The organism is Pseudomonas sp. TYF_14 (assembly GCF_043105275.1).
GTDB lineage: Bacteria > Pseudomonadota > Gammaproteobacteria > Pseudomonadales > Pseudomonadaceae > Aquipseudomonas > Aquipseudomonas alloputida.
The window spans coordinates 74,469-98,685 of record NZ_JBICLK010000034.1; the positions used below are offsets into that span (position 1 = coordinate 74,469).

The 24,217-nt window shown below is 62.3% G+C and carries 22 protein-coding genes; 9 read left to right on the top strand and 13 right to left on the bottom strand.

The features are described from left to right. Nucleotides 1–28 precede the first annotated feature (28 nt). The 8 genes from ACF8O8_RS10845 to ACF8O8_RS10880 all read left to right on the top strand — a co-directional run bounded on the left by ACF8O8_RS10845 (nt 29) and on the right by ACF8O8_RS10880 (nt 9,267). Nucleotides 29–952, top strand: coding sequence for a quinoprotein relay system zinc metallohydrolase 1 (locus ACF8O8_RS10845; RefSeq protein WP_392509664.1), 924 nt, complete (start codon nt 29–31; stop codon nt 950–952). Nucleotides 953–1,123: 171 nt separating this feature from the next. Then, nucleotides 1,124–2,911 carry a PQQ-dependent alcohol dehydrogenase PedH gene (gene pedH, locus ACF8O8_RS10850; protein WP_010953598.1) on the top strand — a complete coding sequence of 596 codons (1,788 nt, stop codon included), beginning with the start codon at nt 1,124–1,126 and terminating at the stop codon, nt 2,909–2,911. A 162-nt stretch (nt 2,912–3,073) separates the two neighbouring features. Further along, nucleotides 3,074–4,594, top strand: a complete 1,521-nt coding sequence (locus ACF8O8_RS10855; RefSeq protein WP_003254088.1) for an aldehyde dehydrogenase family protein — start codon at nt 3,074–3,076, stop codon at nt 4,592–4,594. Between the two features lie 230 nt (nt 4,595–4,824). Then, nucleotides 4,825–4,896: a pyrroloquinoline quinone precursor peptide PqqA gene (pqqA, locus tag ACF8O8_RS10860; protein ID WP_003243383.1), complete on the top strand. Its 72-nt coding sequence runs from the start codon at nt 4,825–4,827 to the stop codon at nt 4,894–4,896. 51 nt (nt 4,897–4,947) lie between these two features. Further along, on the top strand, nt 4,948–5,220 hold the full coding sequence (gene pqqD / locus ACF8O8_RS10865) for a pyrroloquinoline quinone biosynthesis peptide chaperone PqqD (protein ID WP_014591381.1): 273 nt from the start codon (nt 4,948–4,950) through the stop codon (nt 5,218–5,220). A gap of 89 nt (nt 5,221–5,309) precedes the next feature. Continuing rightward, complete coding sequence (ercA, locus tag ACF8O8_RS10870) at nt 5,310–6,473, top strand: alcohol dehydrogenase-like regulatory protein ErcA (protein ID WP_004576476.1); 1,164 nt, start codon at nt 5,310–5,312, stop codon at nt 6,471–6,473. Further along, nucleotides 6,457–8,127, top strand: a complete 1,671-nt coding sequence (locus ACF8O8_RS10875) for a NahK/ErcS family hybrid sensor histidine kinase/response regulator (RefSeq protein ID WP_049586268.1) — start codon at nt 6,457–6,459, stop codon at nt 8,125–8,127. Before ercA ends, ACF8O8_RS10875 begins: the two co-directional genes overlap by 17 nt. 525 nt (nt 8,128–8,652) lie before the next feature. Next, entirely contained in the window at nt 8,653–9,267 is a 615-nt protein-coding gene (locus tag ACF8O8_RS10880; protein WP_392509719.1) for a hypothetical protein, read from the top strand. 43 nt (nt 9,268–9,310) lie between these two features. Here ACF8O8_RS10880 and ACF8O8_RS10885 read toward each other — a convergent pair whose 3' ends face one another. From ACF8O8_RS10885 to ACF8O8_RS10930, 10 genes are all read right to left on the bottom strand, one after another. After that, nucleotides 9,311–10,054, bottom strand: coding sequence for a peptidase (locus ACF8O8_RS10885; RefSeq protein ID WP_392509665.1), 744 nt, complete (start codon nt 10,052–10,054; stop codon nt 9,311–9,313). Between the two features lie 73 nt (nt 10,055–10,127). Further along, the gene (locus ACF8O8_RS10890) at nt 10,128–10,907 is read right to left on the bottom strand and encodes a transglutaminase family protein (RefSeq protein ID WP_010953604.1); all 780 of its coding nucleotides are present in this window, start codon (nt 10,905–10,907) and stop codon (nt 10,128–10,130) included. Beyond that, on the bottom strand, nt 10,904–11,854 hold the full coding sequence (locus ACF8O8_RS10895; RefSeq protein ID WP_003254074.1) for an alpha-E domain-containing protein: 951 nt from the start codon (nt 11,852–11,854) through the stop codon (nt 10,904–10,906). The genes ACF8O8_RS10890 and ACF8O8_RS10895 overlap by 4 nt, the downstream gene beginning before the upstream one ends. 3 nt (nt 11,855–11,857) lie before the next feature. Next, nucleotides 11,858–13,267 carry a circularly permuted type 2 ATP-grasp protein gene (locus ACF8O8_RS10900; protein WP_392509666.1) on the bottom strand — a complete coding sequence of 470 codons (1,410 nt, stop codon included), beginning with the start codon at nt 13,265–13,267 and terminating at the stop codon, nt 11,858–11,860. A 432-nt stretch (nt 13,268–13,699) separates the two neighbouring features. Further along, entirely contained in the window at nt 13,700–14,071 is a 372-nt protein-coding gene (locus ACF8O8_RS10905; RefSeq protein WP_003254071.1) for a RidA family protein, read from the bottom strand. 27 nt (nt 14,072–14,098) lie between these two features. Next, entirely contained in the window at nt 14,099–14,794 is a 696-nt protein-coding gene (locus ACF8O8_RS10910; RefSeq protein WP_392509667.1) for a DUF3726 domain-containing protein, read from the bottom strand. Between the two features lie 2 nt (nt 14,795–14,796). Beyond that, the gene (locus ACF8O8_RS10915; RefSeq protein ID WP_392509668.1) at nt 14,797–16,491 is read right to left on the bottom strand and encodes a hypothetical protein; all 1,695 of its coding nucleotides are present in this window, start codon (nt 16,489–16,491) and stop codon (nt 14,797–14,799) included. A gap of 26 nt (nt 16,492–16,517) precedes the next feature. Beyond that, a complete protein-coding gene (locus ACF8O8_RS10920) occupies nt 16,518–18,068 on the bottom strand; it encodes a BCCT family transporter (protein ID WP_350297708.1) in 1,551 nt (516 codons plus the stop codon). A gap of 55 nt (nt 18,069–18,123) precedes the next feature. Beyond that, nucleotides 18,124–19,110: a dipeptidase gene (locus ACF8O8_RS10925; RefSeq protein ID WP_392509669.1), complete on the bottom strand. Its 987-nt coding sequence runs from the start codon at nt 19,108–19,110 to the stop codon at nt 18,124–18,126. A gap of 13 nt (nt 19,111–19,123) precedes the next feature. Continuing rightward, nucleotides 19,124–20,566: an aldehyde dehydrogenase family protein gene (locus ACF8O8_RS10930; RefSeq protein ID WP_010953610.1), complete on the bottom strand. Its 1,443-nt coding sequence runs from the start codon at nt 20,564–20,566 to the stop codon at nt 19,124–19,126. A 95-nt stretch (nt 20,567–20,661) separates the two neighbouring features. On the opposite strand from ACF8O8_RS10930, the gene ACF8O8_RS10935 reads away from it, so the two are divergent. After that, entirely contained in the window at nt 20,662–21,549 is an 888-nt protein-coding gene (locus ACF8O8_RS10935) for a LysR substrate-binding domain-containing protein (RefSeq protein ID WP_392509670.1), read from the top strand. Nucleotides 21,550–21,615: 66 nt separating this feature from the next. Here ACF8O8_RS10935 and ACF8O8_RS10940 read toward each other — a convergent pair whose 3' ends face one another. The 3 genes from ACF8O8_RS10940 to ACF8O8_RS10950 form a co-directional block, all read right to left on the bottom strand. After that, a complete protein-coding gene (locus tag ACF8O8_RS10940; protein ID WP_392509671.1) occupies nt 21,616–22,545 on the bottom strand; it encodes a LysR family transcriptional regulator in 930 nt (309 codons plus the stop codon). A 98-nt stretch (nt 22,546–22,643) separates the two neighbouring features. Beyond that, a complete protein-coding gene (locus ACF8O8_RS10945) occupies nt 22,644–23,153 on the bottom strand; it encodes a flavin reductase family protein (RefSeq protein ID WP_004576490.1) in 510 nt (169 codons plus the stop codon). A 25-nt stretch (nt 23,154–23,178) separates the two neighbouring features. Next, nucleotides 23,179–24,213 (bottom strand): methionine synthase, encoded by a 1,035-nt coding sequence (locus ACF8O8_RS10950; protein WP_392509672.1) that lies wholly within the window; start codon nt 24,211–24,213, stop codon nt 23,179–23,181. Nucleotides 24,214–24,217 lie beyond the last annotated feature (4 nt).

The window sequence follows — 24,217 nt, forward strand, 5'->3', positions numbered from 1 at the left end:
TGATTTCACCCTGACCCGAGGCACCGTCATGCGTTGGATCCTGCTGTTGCTGCTGTGCCTGGGGCTGCCGGCCCAGGCTGATCTGGCGTACCGGCTCACACCCCGGCAGATCGCCGAGGGCACCTGGTTGCTGGAAGGCAGCACCGACAATTTCGCCAAGGCCAATGGCGGCAATGTGGTCAACACCGCGTTCATCGTCACCGACAGCGGTGTGGTGGTGATCGACAGCGGGCCGTCGAAGGGCTATGGCGAGGCATTGCGCAAGGCAATTGCCACCCTCACCGACAAGCCGGTAGTGGAAGTGCTGTTGACCCATCATCATCCGGACCATGTGCTGGGCAACCAGGCCTTTGCCGATGTGCCGATCGGTGCCCTGGCCGGCACCCGCGACCTGCTGCGCCAGCAAGGCGATGCCATGGCCGAGAACATGTATCGCCTGGTCGGCGACTGGATGCGCGGTACCGAGGTGGTGCTGCCGACCCGGGTGCTGCAGCCGGGCGTGCATGAGGTGGGTGGGCACCGCCTGAGGTTGCTGGGGCTGGGCGGGCATACGGGTGCCGACCTGGCGATTTTCGATGAAAAGACCGGGGTGCTGTTCGCCGGCGACCTGGTGTTCTACCAACGCGCCCTGACCACGCCCAACAGCCCGGGGCTGCACGTGTGGCTCAAGGACCTGGATACCCTGCAGGCACTGCCCTGGAAACAGCTTGTACCCGGGCATGGCCCGTTGGCCAGTGATGCGCAGCCGTTCGTGCAGATGCGTGACTACCTGGGCTGGCTCGATGGCCTGATGCGCGATGGCGCGGCGCGCGGCGACGACATGGCCGAGATGATCCGCAGCCCCATTCCCGAACGGTTTGCCGGGATAAGCCTGACGCGTTATGAGCTTATCCGCAGTGTCAGCCACCTGTACCCGCGTTACGAGCGCCAGCAGTTACAGCGCTTGCCCTGACATTTACGGTGCCTGTGAGCCCCCGCGCCGCCCACCCATCGCTCAGGCCCCTACCAAGGAACTAGAAAACTCCGCACTGCGAGCAATTGTTGGCAATCGGGTCGGGACCAAGAATTCCCGACACACCGGGAAATTTTCCCGGGCACAACAAAAAAACCAAAGGTAGCCGTCATGACCCGATCCCCACGTCGCCCCTTGTTCGCCGTGAGCCTGGTGCTCAGCGCCATGCTGCTTGCCGGCGCGGCTCACGCCGCTGTCAGCAATGAAGAAATCCTCCAGGACCCGAAGAACCCGCAGCAGATCGTGACCAATGGCCTGGGCGTGCAGGGCCAGCGCTACAGCCCGCTGGACCTGCTCAATGTCAATAACGTCAAGGAGCTGCGCCCGGTCTGGGCGTTCTCCTTCGGCGGGGAGAAGCAGCGCGGCCAGCAGGCCCAGCCGCTGATCAAGGACGGGGTGATGTACCTGACCGGCTCCTACTCGCGGGTGTTCGCCGTGGATGCCCGCACCGGCAAGAAACTGTGGCAATACGATGCACGTCTGCCGGATGACATCCGCCCTTGCTGCGACGTGATCAACCGCGGCGTCGCACTGTACGGCAACCTGGTGTTCTTCGGCACGCTGGACGCCAAGCTGGTGGCCCTGAACAAGGACACCGGCAAGGTTGTCTGGAGCAAGAAGGTTGCCGACCACAAAGAAGGCTACTCCATCAGCGCCGCGCCGATGATCGTCAATGGCAAGCTGATCACAGGCGTTGCCGGCGGCGAGTTCGGCGTGGTGGGCAAGATCCAGGCCTACAACCCGGAAAACGGCGAGTTGCTGTGGATGCGCCCCACCGTGGAAGGGCACATGGGCTATGTGTACAAGGATGGCAAGGCGATCGAGAACGGTATTTCCGGCGGTGAGGCGGGCAAGACCTGGCCTGGCGACCTGTGGAAGACCGGCGGCGCCGCGCCGTGGCTGGGGGGTTACTACGACCCTGAAACCAACCTGATCCTGTTTGGTACCGGTAACCCGGCGCCGTGGAACTCGCACCTGCGCCCCGGTGACAACCTGTACTCCTCCTCACGCCTGGCACTGAACCCGGACGACGGCACCATCAAGTGGCACTTCCAGAGCACGCCGCATGACGGCTGGGACTTCGACGGCGTCAACGAGCTGATCTCGTTCAACTACAAGGACGGCGGCAAGGAGGTCAAGGCTGCCGCCACGGCCGACCGCAACGGTTTCTTCTACGTGCTCGACCGCACCAACGGCAAGTTCATCCGCGGCTTCCCCTTCGTGGACAAGATCACCTGGGCCACTGGCCTGGACAAGGACGGCCGGCCGATCTACAACGACGCCAGCCGCCCGGGCGCACCCGGCAGCGAGGCCAAGGGCAGCTCGGTGTTCGTCGCGCCGGCCTTCCTCGGCGCCAAGAACTGGATGCCGATGGCCTACAACAAGGACACAGGGCTGTTCTACGTGCCGTCCAACGAGTGGGGCATGGACATCTGGAACGAAGGCATCGCCTATAAGAAAGGTGCGGCGTTCCTCGGTGCCGGCTTCACCATCAAGCCGCTCAATGAAGACTACATCGGCGTGCTGCGCGCCATCGACCCGGTCAGCGGCAAGGAAGTGTGGCGCCACAAGAACTATGCGCCGCTGTGGGGCGGTGTGCTGACCACCAAGGGCAACCTGGTGTTCACGGGCACGCCAGAGGGCTTCCTGCAGGCATTCAACGCCAAGACCGGCGACAAGGTCTGGGAATTCCAGACCGGCTCGGGCGTGCTCGGCTCGCCCGTCACCTGGGAAATGGACGGCGAGCAATACGTTTCGGTGGTCTCCGGCTGGGGCGGCGCGGTGCCGCTGTGGGGCGGCGAAGTGGCCAAACGGGTCAAGGACTTCAACCAGGGCGGCATGCTCTGGACCTTCAAGTTGCCCAAGCAGTTGCAGCAAACGGCAAGCGTCAAGCCATAACGCCTGCCTACTGCCGCTTGCTGCCGCTGATCGGTGGCAAGCGGCCCTACTACCAAATGACGAGAGCCCCGCTGCCAACGATGCATTCGCCCGGCACGCGGGGCTTCTTACCATCGGTGCATCGCCTGTCGTGGGACAGGCACCGACCCGCAGAGGCTCAGCATGATCTACGCACAACCCGGAACTCCAGGCGCCGTCGTATCCTTCAAACCCCGTTATGGCAACTTCATCGGTGGCGAGTTCGTGCAGCCGTTGGCTGGCCAGTACTTCACCAACAGCTCGCCGGTCAATGGCCAGCCGATTGCCGAATTCCCGCGCTCCACGGCCCAGGACGTCGAGCGCGCCCTGGACGCCGCGCATGCCGCCGCCGAAGCCTGGGGCAAGACCTCGGTGCAAGACCGTGCGCGGGTACTGCTGAAAATTGCCGACCGCATCGAACAGAACCTGGAAGTGCTGGCGGTTACCGAAAGCTGGGACAACGGCAAGGCCATACGCGAAACCTTGAATGCCGACGTGCCGCTGGCAGCGGACCACTTCCGCTATTTTGCCGGTTGCATCCGCGCCCAGGAGGGTGGCGTAGGCGAGATCAACGAAGGCACCGTGGCTTATCACATTCACGAGCCGCTGGGTGTGGTGGGGCAGATCATCCCGTGGAACTTCCCGCTGCTGATGGCCGCCTGGAAGCTCGCCCCGGCCTTGGCCGCTGGCAACTGCGTGGTGCTCAAGCCCGCGGAGCAGACGCCGCTGTCGATTACCGTCTTTGCCGAACTGATCGCCGACCTGTTGCCGGCAGGCGTACTGAACATCGTCCAGGGCTTTGGCCGTGAGGCCGGTGAGGCGCTGGCCACCAGCAAGCGCATTGCCAAGATCGCGTTCACCGGGTCCACCCCGGTGGGCTCGCACATCATGAAGTGCGCGGCCGAGAACATCATCCCGTCCACCGTCGAACTGGGTGGCAAGTCGCCGAACATTTTCTTCGAAGACATCATGCAGGCCGAGCCGGCGTTCATCGAGAAGGCTGCCGAAGGCCTGGTGCTGGCGTTCTTCAACCAGGGCGAGGTGTGCACCTGCCCGTCACGGGCGCTGATCCAGGAGTCGATCTACGAACCGTTCATGGCCGAGGTGATGAAGAAGATCGCCAAGATCACCCGCGGCAACCCGCTGGATACCGAAACCATGGTGGGTGCTCAGGCGTCCGAGCAACAGTACGACAAGATCCTTTCGTACCTGGAGATTGCCCGGGAGGAGGGCGCGCAGCTGCTCACCGGCGGTGGTGCCGAGCGGCTGCAGGGTGACCTGGCCAGCGGTTACTACATTCAGCCAACCCTGCTCAAGGGCAACAACAAGATGCGCGTGTTCCAGGAAGAAATCTTCGGGCCAGTGGTGGGCGTGACCACCTTCAAGGACGAAGCCGAAGCGCTGGCGATCGCCAACGACAGTGAATTCGGCCTGGGCGCCGGCCTGTGGACCCGCGACATCAACCGCGCTTACCGCATGGGCCGCGGGATCAAGGCCGGGCGAGTGTGGACCAACTGCTACCACCTGTACCCGGCGCATGCGGCGTTCGGGGGGTACAAGAAGTCCGGTGTTGGCCGTGAGACCCACAAGATGATGCTTGACCATTATCAGCAGACCAAGAACCTGCTGGTGAGCTACGACATCAATCCGCTGGGCTTCTTCTAGACCGCGTCGCGGCCTTCGCGGGCTTGCCCGCTCCCACAGGTTCACCGCTGGTTCCAGAACCGGTGAAGAACCTGTGGGGGCGGGCGAGCCCGCAAAAGGGCCGGCACATGCATGGCCTACCCGTACCAACGCACCCCGCAAGCTCGTTCCAAAGTAGCATTCGGTCCAGTCCGCCCCCGTGCATTAATGCTTCTACCGGAATCCTCCGGCACAAGAAGAGGACTTGCCCTATGTGGACTAAACCCGCCTATACCGACCTGCGCATTGGCTTCGAAGTGACGATGTATTTCGCCAACCGTTGATGACGGCCCGGCCATCGCCACGGTGGCCGGATCCTCCTGGAGTATGCGCCTGTGAACCTGATTGATCGCCAGCAGGCCCTTGCCTTGGGGCGAGGCTTGCGCCTGGACTGGGAGCCACGGAAGGCTTGCCACGTGCTGTTGTACGCCGGGGGCATCATCGAGCTCAATGCCAGTGCCGGCTGGGTCTTGGAGCTGCTGGACGGCCACAGTACCGTGGCAACGGTCATCGACCGCCTGGCACAACGCTTCCCCGATGTACCGGGGCTCGAAGAGGACGTACTGGCGTTTCTGGAGGTGGCCCGCGCCAAATCCTGGATAGAATGACCGGTAGCCCCGCTTTGGTCTGGTTGCTTTCGTGGTGGGATGCTTTACGCTGGCGGTTATCTTCCAGAACAATAAGAACAGGCTTACCGATGAGCCAGAGTTTCAGCCCCCTTCGCAAGTTCGTATCGCCTGAAATCATCTTTGGTGCCGGCTGCCGGCACAATGTGGCCAATTACGCCAAAACCTTCGGTGCGCGCAAGGTACTGGTGGTCAGCGACCCTGGCGTGATAGCGGCCGGCTGGGTGGCGGATGTGGAGGCCAGCCTGCAGGCCCAGGGTATCGACTACTGCCTGTACACAGCGGTGTCACCCAACCCGCGGGTCGAGGAGGTGATGCTCGGCGCCGAGATCTATCGGCAGAACCACTGTGACGTGATCGTCGCCGTCGGTGGCGGCAGCCCGATGGATTGCGGCAAGGCCATCGGTATCGTGGTGGCCCATGGGCGCAGCATCCTCGAATTCGAAGGCGTGGACATGATCCGCGTGCCCAGCCCGCCGCTGATCCTGATCCCCACCACCGCCGGCACCTCGGCGGACGTGTCGCAGTTCGTGATCATTTCCAACCAGCAGGAGCGCATGAAGTTCTCCATCGTCAGCAAGGCGGTGGTGCCGGACGTGTCGCTGATCGACCCGCAGACCACCCTGAGCATGGACCCGTTCCTGTCGGCCTGCACCGGCATCGATGCGTTGGTGCATGCCATCGAGGCCTTCGTGTCTACCGGCCACGGGCCGCTGACCGACCCCCATGCGCTGGAAGCCATGCGCCTGATCAATGGCAACCTGGTGGAGATGATCGCCAACCCTACTGATATTGCGCTGCGCGAGAAGATCATGCTCGGCAGCATGCAGGCGGGGCTGGCGTTCTCCAATGCGATCCTGGGCGCAGTGCACGCCATGTCGCACAGCCTGGGCGGCTTCCTCGACTTGCCCCATGGCTTGTGCAACGCGGTGCTGGTGGAGCACGTGGTGGCGTTCAACTACAGCTCGGCGCCGGAGCGTTTCAAGGTGATCGCCGAGGTGTTTGGTATCGACTGCCGCGGTCTCAATCACCGGCAGATCTGCGGGCGGCTGGTGGAGCACCTGATTGCCCTGAAGCGTGCCATCGGCTTCCATGAAACCCTGGGCCTGCACGGGGTGCGCACGTCTGATATCCCGTTCCTGTCGCAACACGCGATGGACGACCCGTGCATCCTCACCAACCCCCGTGCGTCCAGCCAGCGTGATGTCGAGGTGGTCTATGGCGAGGCCCTCTGACGAGCAGCAGCGGGCGTTGGCCGGGCTGCTGGGGCTGGGTGACCACTCGGCGCGTAAAAGCCATTACCCGGAGCTGTCCGCCCGCCTGGACGAACTGGAAGCCGAACGCAACCGTTACAAATGGCTGTTCGAAAACGCCGTGCACGGTATTTTCCAGGCCAGCCTTCAGGACGGCATGCGTGCCGCCAACCCGGCGCTGGCGCGCATGCTCGGCTATGACGACCCGCAAGCGGTGCTGTTTTCCCTGACTGACCTGGCCGCCAACCTGTTTGATGGCGGTGCCGAGGAGTTGCAGGCCATTACCGCGGTGCTCGCCCGTGAGCACAGCCTGCACGGCTACGAAACCCGTCTGCGGCGCAAGGACGGCAGCCATCTCGATGTGCTGATGAACCTGCTGCTCAAACCCGGCCATGAAGGGCTGGTGGAGGGGTTTGTCGCCGACATTACCGAACGCAAGCTGGCCCAGCAGCGCCTGCAACAACTCAATGACGAACTGGAGCAACGGGTTGCTGCGCGTACCGATGAATTGCTGGAGGCGCGTGATGCCGCCGAAGCCGCCAACCGCAGCAAGGACAAATACCTCGCCGCCGCCAGCCATGACCTGCTGCAACCGTTGAACGCTGCCCGCTTGCTGATTTCGACCTTGCGCGAGCGGCCATTGCCAGAGGCCGAGCATGTGCTGGTGGAGCGTACCCACCAGGCCCTGGAGGGCGCGGAAGACCTGCTGACCGACTTGCTGGACATTTCCCGGCTCGACCAGGCGGCGGTAAAGCCGGATGTGGCCGTGTACCGCCTGGACGAGCTGTTCGCGCCGCTGGTCTCGGAGTTCAGCCCGGTGGCCGAGGCGGCGGGCCTGAAGCTGCATGCACGCATAGCCGACTACGCCATCAGCACTGACCTGCGGTTGCTCACACGCATCCTGCGCAACTTCCTCAGCAACGCTTGCCGGTATACCGAGGAGGGGCGGATCCTGCTCGGGGCAAGGCGCCGCGGCGGCCATTTGCGGCTGGAGGTGTGGGATACCGGACGGGGCATTGCGCAGGACCGGCTGCAGGACATATTCCTCGAGTTCAACCAGCTGGATGTGGGGCGTGCAGCGGATCGCAAGGGCGTTGGCCTCGGGCTGGCCATCGTCGAGCGGATCGCCAAGATACTCGGTTACCGGATCGAAGTGCGGTCGTGGCTGGGGCGTGGCTCGGTGTTCAGCATCGAGGTACCTCTTGGCAAAGAAGTGCCGCTGGCTGTTCACCAGGCTGTGCCGCTGCCCAGCGTCGGTGATCCGCTGCCGGGCCGCCGCCTGCTGGTACTGGACAACGAAGTGAGCATACTCGAGAGCATGGGCGCGCTGTTGGGGCAGTGGGGGTGCGAAGTGGTCACGGCTACCGACCGGGAGGGCGCCTTGCTGGCGTTGCAGGGGCGAGCCCCGGAACTGATCCTGGCCGACTACCACCTGGACCATGGCGTAGTGGGGTGCGAGGTGGTGAGGTACCTGCGTGAGCATTTTGCGACTGCCATACCGGCAGTGATCATTACCGCAGACCGCAGCGATCAGTGCCGGCGGGGCTTGCAGAAGCTAGGGGCGCCGCTACTGAACAAACCTGTGAAACCCGGGAAACTGCGGGCGGTATTGAGCCAGTTGCTCCTGGTGCATTGATAGGGTACTCGTTCACCACTCGGCGAAATAGAGCACTTAAATGGCCTGTCGCGAAGTTTGGATCCACTGGCCTTTGAAACTTACCATTCGGTCAACTTGCAAGAAGTTAGTAAACTAACTAATACGGCTTTAAATACCGCTGGTCGGTGCTTTTGCTCAAGAAATGAACGATTTGCCAGTGGGTCGTTCCTATTTGCCAGCGAATGTGTTCTTCAAGTACCACACTTCGCACCTCTCCCCAGAACGTACTGGACGTTCAACTTGATTTGAATCGCAGGGATGCACACGGGGCTTTTTACCTCTGACAATGGAGTAACGCCATGTCCAACCGAGGCTCAACGGTTGAGCCACTGTGTGCAATTGAGTAACCCTTTGCTGTTTCAATTAACGATATGAATTTGGTCTTCCCGGTGCGATCAAGTCGTACGCATGCTTGTTGCAAGGCCATCTAGCGCTAATGCATTACGTGGAGAATTCGACGTGGAGTTTAATACAATTATTAGCCTGTTCGGGCAGAAAGAATCCATGGAGCTGGTGCGGTTGTCGGTCATTTATGTTCATTTACTGGCCTGTTGTATCGCCATCGGCCTGGTATTTACCAGTGATGCCGAGATGGTCAGGGACTTGTTGAAGGGGCATCAACAGGCCAGCCATGACGGTAAGCACATGGCCCGATTGCAGGCGTCCGTTGCCAATGCCTTGATATTCCTGTGGCTTACCGGTGCCGCGGTTATTGGTATCGATTACCTTGAAAAAGGCATGAGTTATTTTGCCAATCCCAAACTTCACGCCAAGGTCATTATTGTCTTGCTCCTGACCTTCAATGGCATGTTGTTGCATCGTTATGTATTACCTGCCTTGCTCAAGGCCGGTTCTTTGCTTGACCTGAATATAGGCGTACGGATGTTTGCGTTGTTTTCTGGTGCACTGTCAGGTGTTTCCTGGTTATATGCAGCGATGCTGGGCGTCGGTCGGCCACTGGCCTGGAAGTATTCGTTGACCGAGTTGCTGTTGGCCTATCCGGTGATGATCCTGCTTGGCTTTGCCCTGATGGCCGCACTGACCCAGTGGGCGCGAAAACGCAAAATGGCCAAAGCGACGCCAGCACCTGTGTGGCCGCGGGTGGGCATTCCTTGCTGATGGCCTGAGGCACTGCAACGGCGCCGCGAAGCGGCGCTCGCGGTTACGCGTTTGCCTGCACGCTGCAGCCATAAGGCGGCGCTGGCAGTTCGGCCAGCAGGGTTTTCAAACCGTCGCTCCACTGCCTGCGAATCTGTTGATAATAGGCATCGTCGCTGGTAATGCGCTTGCGCGTCATGCTTTCCAGGCTGTTATTGCGGTACACCAGCAAGTCCAGCGGCATGCCCACCGACAGGTTGCTGCGGATGGTGGAGTCGAACGAAATCAGGCCGCAGCGCAGCGCTTCATCAAGCGGCGTGCGGTAATCCAGGTTGCGGTCGAGTATTGGCCTGCCGTACTTGCTTTCACCCAGCTGCAGAAACGGGGTGTCCGGTGTGGCCTGGAAGAAATTGCCTTGTGCATACACGTTGTAGATGGCCATGGGGCCGCCGGCTATCTGGCCGCCGACAATGAATGAACTGCTAAGGTCGATATCGGCCGTGAGCTTGCTGCGGTCTCTTTTGACCACCTCGCGCAGGGTGTCGGCGACCAGCACCGTTGCATCGTAGAGCGTGGCAACGTTCAGCAGGTGGGGGGCGTTGCCCTGGGTGTGTTGCTGCAGCAGGTTTACCACCGACTGCGAGGTCGCCAGATTGCCGGCGGTCTGCAGCACGATCAGCCGCTCGCCCGGGACGCTGAAGACGAACAACTTGGTGAACGTGGAGATCTGGTCGATGCCGGCATTGGTGCGTGAGTCGCTGATGAAGACAAGCCCGTCCTCCAGGTGCATGGCGACACAGTAAGTCATGCGGTTTCCCTTGTGTTGCGTGTGGAAGGGTCTTGCCGCACTCGCGCGGCAAGACCGGTCTGAAGCCAGTCTGTCACTGGCGATGCACGTGAACGCTGGCCTGCATCGATTCGGCGCCGCCGCCGCGGCGTACGCCCCTGACCGGGCAGGCATCAAGGTAGTCCAGGCCCACCGCCAGCTTCAGGTGACGCTCTGGCCGGGTCAGGCGGTTGGTAATGTCGAAGCTGTACCAGGCATCGTCGACCCAGGCTTCGGCCCAGGCGTGGCTGGCCAGGTGTTGTTCGTCCTCGGTGCACAGGTAGCCGGACACATAGCGTGCCGGTACCCCCAGGCTGCGTGCGCAGGCCAGGAACGCGTGCGTGTGGTCCTGACACACACCTGCGCCACCGTTGAAGGCTTCGATGGCCGTGGTGCCCACTGACGTGGCCCCAGGGCTGTAGGGCATGTGCTCGGCCAGGCCTTGCATCAGCCCGATCAGTGCTGCCCGGTCGCGGTGACTGCCACATTGCCGGGCGGCGAAAGCAGTCAGGGTGTCGTCGGCCTGCGTCAGGTGGCTGCCGCGCAGGAACGGCAGGGGCGACTGGCTCTCGGTTTCGTGTTCGCAATCCGGGTCGATCTCGACCTGGCCGTGTGCGGTAAGCGCCAGGTGGCCATGGGGTTTGTCCAGCGTCAGCACATGCAGAATGTTGCCGTAAGGGTCGATCTGGCCCTTGACCTTGCAGGGCAGGTCCAGTTGCCATTGATTGATACGCTGGCGTTCGCTGCTGCGCGGCGTCAGGCGCAGGAACTGGATACTGTTGCACACGTCGCTGGCATAGCTATAGGTCGTGTCGTGGCGAATGGACAGTTTCATACAACCTCCAGGTAGGAGTGATGGACGGCCTGGCCCAGTTGGTTGATGCGGCCGATGAAGTCGCTCAGCCAGGGGTGCAACCCTGCATCAAGGATTTCGTCGATTGCGGTGTAGCGCAGGCGCGCGTTCAGTTCGGCGGCCATGCGCTGGGCGGCACGCCCGGTACTGCCCGGCAGGCCTGCCAGGATCAGGTCCAGTTCCTCGATGCAGGCATGCAGCGAGCGCGGCACGTCCACCCGCAACAGCAGCAACTCGGACACCGGCCGGGCGCTGGGTGCGGCGCGATAGAGCTCGTTGAAGGCTTCGTACGAGGTCAGCGCGCGCAGCAGGGCGCTCCATTGGTAATAACCGCGGGCGGAGTCGTCGCTGACCTCTTCGGAGGCCTCGCCGAACATTTCATAGCGTGAATCGAGCAGGCGCAGGGTATTGTCTGCCCGCTCCAGGAAGGTCCCCAGGCGAATGAAGCTGTAGGCATCGTTGCGCATGATGGTGCCGGAGGTCGCACCGCGGAACAGGTGTGATCGTTCCTTGACCCAGTCGCAGAACTGGCTGATGCCATAGCGACCCAGGCCATTGCTGGCGATGTTGCGCATTTCGATCCAGGTGGCGTTGATGTTCTCCCACATGTCGGCGGTGATACGGCCGCGCACTGCATGGGCATTGGTCCTGGCGGCCTGCAGGCAGCAGTAGATGCTGCTGGGGTTGGTGGCGTCGAGGGCGAAGAAGTGCAGCATGCGCTCGGTGTCGAGTTCCTTGTGGCGACGCAGGTAGTCATCCAGCATGCCCGAGGCCATCAGCGACATTGCCAGTTCGGCATGGCCGTCGCTGCGCCCGGCCTGGGGCATCAGCGATAGCGAGTAGCTGACCTCGAGCATGCGTGCAAGGTTTTCTGCACGCTCCAGGTAGCGGGACATCCAGTACAGGTCGGAAGCGGTTCGCGAAAGCATGGCTCAGTCCTCCACCACCCAGGTGTCCTTGGTACCGCCGCCTTGCGACGAGTTGACCACCAGCGAGCCTTCCTTGAGCGCCACGCGCGTCAGGCCACCGGGCACCAGGCGGGTTTCACTGCCCGACAGCACGAACGGGCGCAGGTCGATGTGACGCGGTGCGATGCCGCTGTCGACGAAGGTCGGGCAGGTTGACAGGCACAGCGTCGGTTGAGCGATATAGGCGTGCGGGCGGGCTTTGATGCGCGCGCGGAAGTCCTCGATCTGGGCTTTGGTCGAGGCGGGCCCGACCAACATGCCATAGCCGCCGGAGCCCTGGGTTTCCTTGACCACCAGTTCGGGCAGGTGGGCCAGTACATGGGACAGATCCGCCGGCTTGCGGCACTGCCAGGTCGGCACGTTGTTCAGGATTGGTTCTTCGCTCAGGTAAAAGCGGATCATGTCGTCGACGAAGGGGTAGATGGATTTGTCATCGGCCACGCCAGTGCCGACGGCGTTGGCCAGTACCACATTGCCGGCGCGGTAAACCGAGATCAGCCCCGGTACGCCCAGCATCGAGTCAGGGTTGAAGGACAGCGGGTCGAGGTAGTCGTCGTCCAGGCGACGATAGATCACGTCCACCTGTTGGGGGCCGGCAGTGGTGCGCATGTAGACATGCTCATCACGCACGAACAGGTCGGCGCCTTCGACCAGCTCGATGCCCATTTCCCGGGCCAGGAAGGCATGCTCGAAATAGGCGCTGTTGAAACGGCCGGGCGTGAGCAGCACCGCGGTGGGGTTGTCCAGTGGGCTGGCGCTCTTGAGCGTGTCCAGCAGCAGGTTGGGGTAGTGATCGATGGGCGCGATGCGCTGGGCGGCAAACAGTTCGGGGAACAGGCGCATCATCATCTTGCGGTCTTCGAGCATGTAGCTGACGCCGCTGGGGGTGCGCAGGTTGTCTTCCAGCACGAAGTAGTTGCCATCGCCGTCACGTACCAGGTCGACACCGGCAATATGCGCATACAGCCCACGGTGAAGGTCCAGGCCCTGCATGGCGATCTGGTAGCCCTCGTTGGCCAGCACTTGCTCTGGCGGGATGATGCCGGCCTTGAGAATGCGTTGGTCGTGGTAGATGTCCTCCAGGAACAGGTTCAGCGCCTGTACCCGTTGAATGCAGCCACGCTCGACCGTGCGCCATTCGCTGGCGCGGATGCTGCGCGGGATGATATCGAAGGGGATCAGGCGCTCGGTATCCTGCTTGTCGCCATACAAGGTGAAGGTGATGCCTGCGCGGTGAAACAGCAGGTCGGCCTCGCGCCGGCGCTGTTCCAGCAACTCCAGCGGGGTGTTGGCCAGCCAGCGGGCGAACTCCTGATAATGCGGGCGGCAGTTGCCGTCCGCTTCGTACATTTCATTGAAAAAAGCCCGGGACATACCCACTCCTTGCCGCCGTTGCCGGCAGCTTCATTGCGGTTCATCTGCGTCTTTCAGGGTGCTGCCTTGCTGGGGTAAGTGGGAGCTGTGTCTCGCGTTAACCTCGGTTTCGGTAGATTGCCTGTGCGTTGAGTACAACCAGTCTGTGCAATAAAAGTGCCGAACACGCCAGGCGGCTCTGGGGGGCGGGAAATGTGAGGGGCACAACCGATGTGAGCTGCCTGGCCGCAAGGGCCGGCGCATCAAAAAAGGGCGCTATTGACCCGGGCGCGGGTTTTGAACCGAAATGGGGCGCAGGCCGGTGCCTGGCGGGAGAAAAAGGGAGTATTCCGGGTGCATGACGTGGGGCGGAGGGGGCATGCATCGAGCGCCGCGCGGGCGGCACTCGATTGCGCGAACGCTGAATATCGTGAGACGGGCGCCTTCAGGGCGTCAGAGGCAGGCGTAGACCACCAGTTCCACCAGCATTTCTTCCCGGGCGAGGCCAGCCACCACTACGGCCGCGCGGTTGGGGTAGGGTGCCTGGAAATACTCGGCGTACACGGCATTTACAGTTGCCAGATAACGGCGGTCGGTCACGTAGATCAGCACCTGGGTCACGGCATCCAGCGAGCTGCCAGCGGCTTCCAGGGTGTGGCGCAGGTTGTCCAGTGTCTGGCGGGCCTGGGCCTCGATGCCGCCGGCAACCACCTGGCCCTGCGTATCGATTGGGATCTGCGCAGTGTACAACGTACCGTTGCCGACGACCGCCCATTCCAATGGCGCCCTGGAGGCGAACAGCTCGGTCTTTATCGCATGCTTCATGGGTTGTTTCCTCAGTGGCAAGGGTGTTCAGTCGGCGTCGCTGCCGCCGCCTGCACCGTGGCGGCGTGAGGCATCGGTGCTCTCGACAAGGATGTGTTCGGCCAGCTGCCTGAGCCTTTGCCAGGTATGTTCGTTGACTGTAAAACCTTGCTGCAGTGTGCGCTGCGGGTCGCTTATCGCTTGGGCGGTCTGGCCTGCTCGGGTGAACAGCACCGTTACGTCCTGCGCGGCCGCTTCAATGGCCTGGGGCCGGGTTTCACTGCTCAGTTCCGGGCGCGGCATGCTGGCGGTAAAATCGGCCAGGTGGCATTGGCGGGCGTCCTCCCAGCGGGCTTGCACGTGCAGCCCCTGCACCGCTGCCCGGCTCAGGTAGCCCAGCAACAGCAAACGGTTGTGGCAGTGGCGTATGCGCAGTTCAGCCTGACCACAGCGCATGGCCTTGGCTGCCGCCAGTTCCACCACCGTGGCGGCGCAGCGCAACACGCTCTGGCCCTTGGCGTCGATCACCAGCAGGGCGTTATCCTCATGGCACAAGGCGTATGGCCGTGCAGCTTCGGCTTGCAGATAACGCAACGCCTTTTCCAGTGCACCGACGCCATCGAGCCCCTGCAGTTGCAACCAGCCCACGAGTTCGGCGGCATCCTCGCAGTCGCCCGGGGCGAAGCCCATGCCTTCGAATGCCTTGCGGCACATCACCTGTATTTCGTTAAGCGATACGCGCATGGTCAAAACTCCCTTTGCGGCATGACTGCGAAATTCCAGTCGTCTGCGAACGGCTGACCGATGTCGCTGACCAGCGGCGCGCCCTGGAACAGCGTGATACGCACCCAGCGGCTTGACTTGGGGTCGAATTTCCCCGCGCCGAAAAATGCCAGTTTGCAGCGCAGCAGGTGAATCGGCAGCATGTCCCGGGCCAGCAGGTTGGCACGGATTTCACCGTAGTTCGTTTTTGCCATGCCTTGCAGGCGGCGTACCGCGCCCTTGAACATCGGTTGGGCGATCAGGAAGTGAGCGGTCAGCGCCTGAGGCTGCAGTTGCAGGTGCTCCAGCAGCGCGCCATGGCACTGCTGGATATTGCGGGCGATACCCAGCTGCATTTCTTTTTCGGCTCCTGGCTCCTCTGCGCGAATGCCCAGGCGCGGCTCTTCTTTTTCAGCTGAGCGGTACCAGAAGAAGTGCTCCGCATCGGCAGCACTGAAGTCGTAGCGCAACGCCCAGCCATACTGCTGCTCGATGAGCTGGCGCAGTTGCCCAAGGGGCATCTGGGCGTCCAGCTGCCAGCTTTCGTTGACCCCCATGTGCTCGGCCAGGGGCGTGACCTGCTCGGGGTACAGCTCCAGCAGCAGGCTGACCAGAAGCTCCTGGCAGCCCACCCCCGTGTGTAATTGCGCCCAGGCCAGCAGGCGCGGCCAAAGGCCCGCGCCGTCGGCTTGCGTGCCAAGCCAGGTGGCCAGTAAAGCAAGCTCGGCCAAGGTTTGCAGGTTCTGCTCATGCTGGCGCTGGTCTTCGGTCCGGGACTGGCTCAGGTGCAACTGGGCGCGCGCCAGCAATTGCTGCAGGCGCGCCAACGGGGCGGGCTCCGCCGGCTGCGCCAGCACCAGGGCCAGGGCCGTTTCCCGCGTACTGATCCAGTGCTCCACCAGTTGAGGGTGGTTGATCAGAAAAGGGGCCATTCCCAGCCCGGTCGCGTTGCCGACCCCCAGGTAGCGTTGAAGGGCCGGGGCCAGTTGCACTGCCCGCTGCGGGGCGAGTGCCTGGGCCATGTGGTTGATCTGCTCGATGCTGAAGTGACGCAGCAGGTAGACGGTGAACATCTGCGCGCTGAACGGCTGGTTGAAGTCCGGGTTATCTTGCAGGCAACCAAAATCGGCGATGCCGAACTTGCCGTTACCGTAAACAGCTGTAGTGCGATACAGGTAGCCGACTTCAGCCAGTTGCTGTGGATCGGGCTGGCGACCTTCTGCCAGCGCCGCCAGAAACCGGTCGAAATTGCGCAAGCTACGGTTGGCCCGCGACAACACCAGCACGCGTGCATCGAAGCGGCCGGCTTCCTGCAGCGGCACGTTGCGTTGCAGGTCGGCCAGTTGTGCCGAGTCGACATCGCCGGCCACCAGCACGAAGCTGACGTCCCACTGGTCGGCGATGACCCGATCGCTGCGCTTTTCCGGCGGCAGGTAGGCCGAGAAGATCACGCAGTGGTAATGGCCGTTTGGCGTTTCGATGCGGTAGATCGCAGTGCCGAAGCCTTGACCATCGAGGTCGAAACAGCTGCGCCGGATTTGCCAGCGCTGTTGCATCATCCGCCGCATGCTGCTGCGCACGAAGCTTAGCGGGCTCTGGAAGTGGCTACCCAGCCGGGCCAGGTCCATGACTTGGCTGGCAGGGCGCAACGCGGGTATTGCAGGCACGCTGTTGGGCATTGTTGTTGTACCTGGATGGATCATGTTCAGACGCCTTGTTCACGGGCCATGTGTCGAGCGATGCGCACGGCATCCCACAGGGCTGGCAGGATCACCAGCGACACCGGCACCGCGGTGATGACAATGAAGGATTGCAGGGCCGTCACACCGCCTGCGCCAATGGTGATCAGCACCACCGCCGCCAGGCCCATGCCGATTGCCCAGAAACCGCGCAACCACTTCTTCGGTTTATCGTCGCTGGACATCGCCAGCGCCACGGTGAAGGCCATGGCGTCGCCATTGGTGGCCACTGAGATGAAACTTAGGAACAGGAACAGCGCGCTGACAAGGCCACCTAGTGGCAGGTTCTGCGTCACTCCCAGCAGCAGGTCTTCAGGCTTGGCGCCATGGGCGGTGACGCTGCCTGGCGTTTGCAGCTCCAGGCCGATCCCGGTACCGCCCACCACAGTGAACCAGAACATGGTCACCAGCGGTGCGATGATCGACAGCGTCATGATGATCTCGCGGATGGTGCGGCCCCGCGAGATCCGCGCGACATACAGGGCCACCATGGGCGCATAGCCGATGAACCAGCCCCAATAGAACACCGTCCACCAGTCCAGCCATTTGGGGTCGGCGCGGAACATTGTCAGGGGGATGAAGTGCTCCACGTGCAGGGCAAAGGCTGCCGGGAAACCGCCGAGGATGAACAGCGTCGGTCCGAATACCACCATGAACAGTGCCAGGCCGATCATCAACCAGACGTTGATTTCGCTGACAAAGCGGATGCCTTTGAGGCCCACCAGGCACGATACAGTGTACATCGCGGTGACCAGGACGATGGTCAGCGACTGGGTGACGATAGTGTTGGGCAACCCCCACACGGCGTGCATGGCGCTGCTGATCTGCAGGCCAAGGAAACCGATCGGACCGATGGTGCCGGCCACTACCGCGATGATCGAGGCAGCGTCGGCCAAGGTGCCGATCGGGCCCTTGAGCGCTCGCTTGCCGAACAGGGGGTAGAGCAGGGTACGCGGCGCCAGCGGAAGGCCTTTATCGTAATGCAGGTGCATCAGCACGATCGCCAGCAGGCTACCCAGCACGGCCCAGGCCAGGAAGCCCCAGTGCACGAACGATTGCGCCAGTGCCGCGGTGGCCGCCGCTTCGCTGTGCGGTTGCAGGCCGGCGAAGAAGGGCGGTGGGCTGGCAAAGTGCATCAAGGGTTCGGCAGCGGCCCAGAAGGCGCCACCACCTGCCAGCAAGGCGCACATGATCACTGCGATCCAGTTGAAGGTGCTGATGTCCGGGCGCTGGGTGACCCCGCCCAGGCGTACACGCCCGCACCTGGAAAAACCGATGAACAGGCTGACGGCGAAGGTTGCCAGCATCAGCACTTGCCAATAGAGGCCAAAGGCCTTTGTCGACCAGGCGAACAGGGTATTGACCAGCGCCGACACGGTGTCGATGTCGATCAGCGCCGCCAGCAGGAAGGCGCCGAGGAATCCGCCGCTGATCAGGAACAACGGCCAGTCGATATCGCGTGCCATAGGCAGGCCCATGGCCTGGCCGTCGGCCTGCAAGGTGGTTGGGTTTTTCATGAAACCTCCGGAACCTGCGATTGTTTTTATTGTTGATGCTGTCCGTGCAAAGGGTTCAGGCCTGTGCCGTGGTGGCGGTCTCCAGCAGGCGCAACCAGTTCAGCCCCATGATGTTGCCCACGTCGTGCTCGGCAAAGCCGCGGGCGCGCAGGCCCTGGGCGATGTTGCGGAGGTCGCGGCTGTCGCGGAACCACTGCAAGGGCGCCGGCCAGTTGGCGTTGTCCCTGGAGCCTTCGCCGTAGTCCTTGTCCTTGCTCCAGCGGCCGTTGCGCATCCATTCCAGCACCGACAAGGGTTGCGCCTGGCACAGGTCGGTGCCGATGCCGATATGCTCCACACCCATCAGGTCGGCGGTGCGCGCGACCATGTCGCAGAAACTTTCCAGGCTACAGTCCGAGGCACCCTTGAGGTGGAACGGATAGGTGCTGAAGCCCAGCAGCCCGCCGGACTCTGCGATCCCGCGTAGCACCGCATCGGATTTGTTGCGCTTGGCGGCGTGGAAGCTGGCAGGGTTGGCGTGGGAGATGATCACGGGTCGACTCGACAGTTCGATGGCCTCAAGCGTGCTTCGCTCGGCGCTGTGAGACATGTCGATGAGCATGCCGACGCGGTTCATTTCGGCGATCACCTGGCGGCCGAAGCGGCTGATGCCGTTGTCCTCGCGCTCATAGCAGCCGCTGGCCAGCAGGCTTTGGTTGTTGTAGGTCAGCTGCATGACGAACACCCCGAGCTGGCGGAAAACCTCTACTAGGGCAATGTCGTCCTCGATCGGCGAGCAGTTCTGGAAGCCGAAGAAGATGCCCACCCGGCCCTCCTCGTGGGCCAGGCGGATGTCGCTGGCCGTGCGTACCGGGCGGATAAGCTCGGGCCATGTTTCGAAGCGGCGGTTCCACTCGCCCAGGCGCGACAGGGTTTCGCGGGCGTTTTCGTGGTAGGCGATGGTGGCGTGCACCGCGCTCAGGCCACCGGCCTGCATCTGCTGGAATATTTCCTGGCTCCAGTTGGAGTACTGCAGGCCGTCGATCATCAAGAGGTCGTGCATGGCATGTATTCCTTCAGGGCCGCAGGTAGGTGGTCTTGACCACGGTGTAGAAGTCGCGAGCGTATTGCCCCTGTTCCCGCGGGCCGAAACTCGAGGCTTTACGGCCCCCGAATGGCACGTGGTAGTCGGTGCCGGCGGTGGGCAGGTTGACCATCACACAGCCGGTCTGGGCGCGGCGCTTGAAGTGGCTGGCGTGGCGCAGCGACTGGGTGATGATCCCGGCTGTGAGGCCGTACTCGGTATCGTTGAGCGTGGCCAGCGCCTCTTCAAAATCGCGCACGCGGATCACGCAGGCGATGGGGCCGAACACTTCCTCGCGGTTGATGCGCATGTCGTTGCGGCTGTTGATGAACAAGGCAGGGCGCATGTAGTAGCCATCGCAGGCCAGTTGCAGGCGCTCGCCGCCTTCTATCAGGGTGGCGCCTTCGGCCTGGGCCAGTTGCAGGTAGGCCAGGTTCTGTTCCAGCTGGCGTGCGTCAGCTACCGGGCCGATCTGGACGCCAGCCTCCAGTGCATGGCCGACCTTGAGCTGGCGCATGCGCAGGCGCAGCGCCTCGACGAAGCGGTCGTGGATGCCGTCGCAGACGATCAGCCGTGACGAAGCGGTGCATTTCTGCCCGGTGCCGAAGAAGGCCCCGTTGAGCGCGCATTCCACGGCCAGTTCGAGGTCGGCGTCGTCCATGACCACCAGGGCATTCTTGCTACCCATTTCCAGCTGGCAGCGCACCAGATTACCGGCGGTGGCCACCGCTACGCGTCGGCCCGTCTGCAGAGAACCGGTGAACGTCAGGGCATCAATCTCGGCGGACTGGATCAGGGCCTCGCCGACGTCGGCACCACTGCCCATCACCAGGTTGAAGGTGCCGCTGGGCAGGCCCTGACGGCTGATGATTTCGGTGAGCGCCCAGGCACTGGCCGGCACCAGGTTGGCCGGCTTGAACACCACGGCGTTGCCGAAGGCCAGGGCCGGGGCGATTTTCCAGGCGGCGGTGGCCATGGGGAAGTTCCAGGGGGTAATGATGCCTACCACACCCACCGGTTCGCGATGCACTTCGATGTCGACCCCAGGGCGCACCGAGGCGGCAGTCTCGCCCATCTGGCGCAGCACTTCGGCGGCGTAGTAATGGAAGAACTGGCCACTGCGGTTGACCTCGCCGATGCCTTCGGCCAAGGGTTTGCCTTCTTCTCGCGACAGCAGTTCGCCGAGCTCTTCCTTGCGGGCGATCAGCTCGTCGCCGATGGCCATGAGCACTTGCTGGCGGCTTTCCAGACCACTGGCGGCCCACAGGGGTTGAGCGGCGCGGGCGGCCTGGATGGCCTGGCGGGCCTGTTCGGCGCTGGCCTGATGGTACTGGCCGATCAGGTCGCCAGTGTCCGAGGGGCTGTAGTTGCCCAAAGTGGCGTGGCCTTCACACCACTGGCCATCGATGTAGTTGTTGTAGGTCTTGTGTGACATGGATGAACGCCTCCGTTTGCATGGCATTCATCATGCGAGCAATATGCAGCAAATAAAAATTAATAAAAAAAATGCTTTGATAAGGAATGCTAACCATGTTGCCCGAGCTGAAAATCGCCCAGTTGCGTTACTTCGTACTGGTCGCCGAACTCAAGAGTTTCCACGCGGCCGCCCGCCAGGCCTTTCGCACCCAGCCTGCGATATCCCTGGCCCTGCGTGAACTGGAGCAGAAGCTGGGGCAGGCACTGGTCGAAAAGGGCGGTGGCCGGGTAGAGCTGACGCCATATGGCGAGCATTGCCTCCCGTTGTTTCGTGGCTTGATCGAGCACCATGACCGTATTGCGCGTGAAGCCATGCTGTTTGCCCGGCATGAAATCGGCCAGGTCAGCATCGCCACCGTGCCTTCTGTGGCCAGCCGAATGCTGCCAGGGCCGCTGGCCCGCTTTGTGGCCGCGCACCCCAATGTGCTGGTCAGCATTCAGGACGGCACGGCCGAACGTGTGCAGCAGTTGCTCGCTCAAGGGCAGGTGGATTTCGGCATCAGCAGCCTGTGGGTGGACGATGACCAGCTCGAATTCGCCCCCATCGTGAATGATCAGGTTGGCGTGGTGTGCCGCAGCGACCACCCGCTGGCGCAGGCGGGCGGGCGGCTGCATTGGGCGCAGTTGCTGGGCGTGCCGATGATCCGCAACGGTACCTCGCAATTGCTGGCGGGTACCGAGGCCGAGGGTTTGCTGGCCGATAGCCGGCTGTTCATTTCCAACATGATTTCGTTGATCGCCATGCTGGAGGAGGGGGTAGGGATCAGTACCTTGCCGTACCTCGCTTTTCCGCAGGAGAACGACAAACTGGCGTTCGTACCCCTTGAGGAGCCCAGGGTAGAACGGCATATCGGCATGCTCACCCGCAAAGGGCGCAGCTTGTCACCTGTGGCGGGGGCACTGATGGCGTTTCTGCAAGTGCAGTTGGCGAAGGCTGGCTGATTCGTTGGCGGTAGGGGCATGGCGCGCCATCGCCGGCACTGAGGTTCGCAAACGCACGCCCGGCTTTCAGAGAACCGGGCCTGACGCCACGCTGACACCTTCCAGCGTGGTGAACGAGATGTCCTTGGCCGTGAGCAGAAAATCACGCACGTACGGCACCTCCAGCATGTCACTGCGCAGCGCAGCATAGAGGTTTGCCTGCAGGCCGTGCTCGCCAAGGCGCTTGGCGGTTACATAGCCGCGCGAACTGTATTCGTGCACGGCCCAGTTGGGCAGGCAGCAGACGCCGCGCCCGGAAGCAACCAGTTGCATCATCATCACGGTCAGTTCTGAAGTACGTACCTGTGCGGGCTCGACGTCGGCGGGGTCGAGGAAGCGGGTGAAGATGTCCAGACGGGTGCGTTCGATCGGGTAGGTGATCAGTGTCTGGCTGGCGATATCGGCGGGCTCCAGGTACGGCTTGTGGCGCATGGCGTGGTGGTTGTCGATGGCCAGCAGTGCCTCGTAGCTGAACAACGGCACGTAGCTGATACCCGGCAGTGTCACCGGGTCGGAGGTCACCACCAGGTCCAGGTCGCCGCGCTCCAGGGCTGGCAGTGGCGCGAAGGAAAAGCCCGAGGCGAGGTCCAGTTCCACCTCAGGCCAGGCGCCGCGAAACTCATCCACTGAAGGCATCAGCCACTGGTAGCAGCTGTGGCACTCGATGGCGATGTGCAGCCGTCCGGCGCAGCCCCCGGCCAGCTTGCCCAGGTCCCGTTCGGTATTGCGGATCTGAGGCAGCACCTGATCGGCCAGCTGCAGCAGCTTCAGCCCGGCGCTGGTGAAGCGCACCGGCCTGGATTTGCGCACGAACAGTGGCATGCCGATGCGCTCTTCCATATCGCGGAACTGGTGCGACAGGGCTGATTGTGTCAGGTGCAGGCGCTCGGCGGCCTCGTGCAGGCTGTCGGTTTCACGCAGCGCGTGGAGGGTTCGCAGGTGGCGTAAATCGATCATGAGTAAAATGGCGGATCAACGCAGTAATGGCGGGTTTTCTTCACTGCTGCGTGATCCTGACAATTCCTTTGCTGGGTTTTCCGTGAGTGGGGTGAGGCTCAAGCCGCGTGAGGCGCGGCGAGGTTGCAGTACTGCCCCTTGAAATACAGCAGCGGCTGCGTGGCAGCAGTGGCCTGCAGGTTCAACGCTTTGACTTCGCCAATCACGATCAGGTGGTCCCCGGCGGCATGTTCGGCGTGAATTTCGCAATCAAGCCAATGCAGGCTGCCGGCAATGATCGGGTTGCCCAACGGCGAAGCTTGCCATTCGACGCCCTGCCACTTGTTGGCGCCGCGCCGGGCAAACTGGTTGGAAATGCCGACCTGTTCACCTGACAGGATGTTGACCGTGAAGCGGCCAGCCTGGCGAATTTTCGGGTAGCTGGCCGAACGGGACATCACACTGAATGACACCAGCGGCGGGCTCATCGATACGCTGTAGAACGACTGGCAGGTGAAGCCGATCGGCTCACCTTCGTGGTGCGATGTAATCACCGTGATGCCGGAGGCGTAGTGCCCGAGTGCCTGGCGAAAAGTCGACGGCTCGATCGCCGTACCGGAAAGCAACATGGTAGGTCCTGTGGCTGCATTCATTTCAGCGTGCGTTAGCGAGTTCCTGACGGACGATGGCTGCGCCTGCACTCAACGCCTTGAGCTTGCCGCTGGCTACCTGGCGGGGCAGGGGCGCCATGCCGCAGTTGGTGCAAGGGTAGAGCTTGTCGGCATCGACGAATTGCAGTGCCTTGCGCAGGGTGGCGGCGACCTGTTCGGGTGTTTCAATGGCATGGGTGGCCACATCGATGGCGCCGACCATGACTTTCTTGCCGCGAATCAGCTCGAGCAGGTCCATCGGAACATGCGAGTTATGGCATTCCAGCGAAATGATATCGATGCTGGACTGCTGCAGTCTGGGGAAGGCCTGTTCGTATTGCCGCCATTCTGAACCGAGGGTCTTTTTCCAGTCGGTGTTGGCTTTGATGCCATAGCCATAGCATATATGGACGGCCGTTTCGCACTTGAGGCCCTCGATGGCCCTTTCCAGGGTAGCCACGCCCCAGTCATTCACATCGTCAAAGAAAACATTGAATGCCGGTTCGTCGAACTGAATGATGTCCACGCCCGCGGCTTCCAGTTCTCTGGCTTCCTGGTTGAGAATCCTGGCGAACTCCCAGGCCAGTTTCTCGCGGCTTTTGTAGTGGTTGTCATACAGTGTGTCGATCATGGTCATGGGGCCGGGCAGCGCCCACTTTATCGGCTGTGTGGTGTGCTGGCGCAAGAACTTGGCATCTTCGACAAACACCGGCTTTTGTCGAGCGACAGCACCCATAACCGTCGGTACGCTTGCATCGTAGCGGTCACGGATTCTGACGGTTTTCCGTTGTTCGAAATCAACGCCGCTGAGGTGCTCGATAAATGTGGTGACAAAGTGCTGGCGGGTTTGTTCACCGTCACTGACGATGTCGATACCGGCCTGTTGTTGTTCTTGCAAGGCCAGGCGCAAGGCATCCTGTTTGCCTTCGATCAGTTGCTCGTCTTGCAACTTCCACGGTGACCAGAGTGTTTCGGGTTGAGCAAGCCAGGCGGGTTTAGGCAGGCTGCCGGCCGTGGAGGTGGGTAGCAATGTGTTCATGAAC

Coding starts and splice junctions, on each gene's coding strand:
- ACF8O8_RS10945 (WP_004576490.1), bottom strand. CDS start 23,153: ATGTTGCTTTCCGGTACGGCGATCGAGCCGTCGACTTTTCGCCAGGCA.
- ACF8O8_RS10925 (WP_392509669.1), bottom strand. CDS start 19,110: ATGCACGACCTCTTGATGATCGACGGCCTGCAGTACTCCAACTGGAGC.
- ACF8O8_RS10895 (WP_003254074.1), bottom strand. CDS start 11,854: ATGCTTTCGCGAACCGCTTCCGACCTGTACTGGATGTCCCGCTACCTG.
- ACF8O8_RS10935 (WP_392509670.1), top strand. CDS start 20,662: ATGTTGCCCGAGCTGAAAATCGCCCAGTTGCGTTACTTCGTACTGGTC.
- ACF8O8_RS10905 (WP_003254071.1), bottom strand. CDS start 14,071: ATGAAGCATGCGATAAAGACCGAGCTGTTCGCCTCCAGGGCGCCATTG.
- ACF8O8_RS10910 (WP_392509667.1), bottom strand. CDS start 14,794: ATGCGCGTATCGCTTAACGAAATACAGGTGATGTGCCGCAAGGCATTC.
- ACF8O8_RS10915 (WP_392509668.1), bottom strand. CDS start 16,491: ATGCCCAACAGCGTGCCTGCAATACCCGCGTTGCGCCCTGCCAGCCAA.
- ACF8O8_RS10950 (WP_392509672.1), bottom strand. CDS start 24,213: ATGAACACATTGCTACCCACCTCCACGGCCGGCAGCCTGCCTAAACCC.
- ACF8O8_RS10890 (WP_010953604.1), bottom strand. CDS start 10,907: ATGAAACTGTCCATTCGCCACGACACGACCTATAGCTATGCCAGCGAC.
- pedH (WP_010953598.1), top strand. CDS start 1,124: ATGACCCGATCCCCACGTCGCCCCTTGTTCGCCGTGAGCCTGGTGCTC.
- ACF8O8_RS10930 (WP_010953610.1), bottom strand. CDS start 20,566: ATGTCACACAAGACCTACAACAACTACATCGATGGCCAGTGGTGTGAA.
- ACF8O8_RS10885 (WP_392509665.1), bottom strand. CDS start 10,054: ATGACTTACTGTGTCGCCATGCACCTGGAGGACGGGCTTGTCTTCATC.
- ACF8O8_RS10880 (WP_392509719.1), top strand. CDS start 8,653: ATGGAGCTGGTGCGGTTGTCGGTCATTTATGTTCATTTACTGGCCTGT.
- ACF8O8_RS10900 (WP_392509666.1), bottom strand. CDS start 13,267: ATGTCCCGGGCTTTTTTCAATGAAATGTACGAAGCGGACGGCAACTGC.
- ACF8O8_RS10875 (WP_049586268.1), top strand. CDS start 6,457: ATGGCGAGGCCCTCTGACGAGCAGCAGCGGGCGTTGGCCGGGCTGCTG.
- ACF8O8_RS10855 (WP_003254088.1), top strand. CDS start 3,074: ATGATCTACGCACAACCCGGAACTCCAGGCGCCGTCGTATCCTTCAAA.
- ACF8O8_RS10940 (WP_392509671.1), bottom strand. CDS start 22,545: ATGATCGATTTACGCCACCTGCGAACCCTCCACGCGCTGCGTGAAACC.
- ACF8O8_RS10920 (WP_350297708.1), bottom strand. CDS start 18,068: ATGAAAAACCCAACCACCTTGCAGGCCGACGGCCAGGCCATGGGCCTG.
- ercA (WP_004576476.1), top strand. CDS start 5,310: ATGAGCCAGAGTTTCAGCCCCCTTCGCAAGTTCGTATCGCCTGAAATC.
- ACF8O8_RS10845 (WP_392509664.1), top strand. CDS start 29: ATGCGTTGGATCCTGCTGTTGCTGCTGTGCCTGGGGCTGCCGGCCCAG.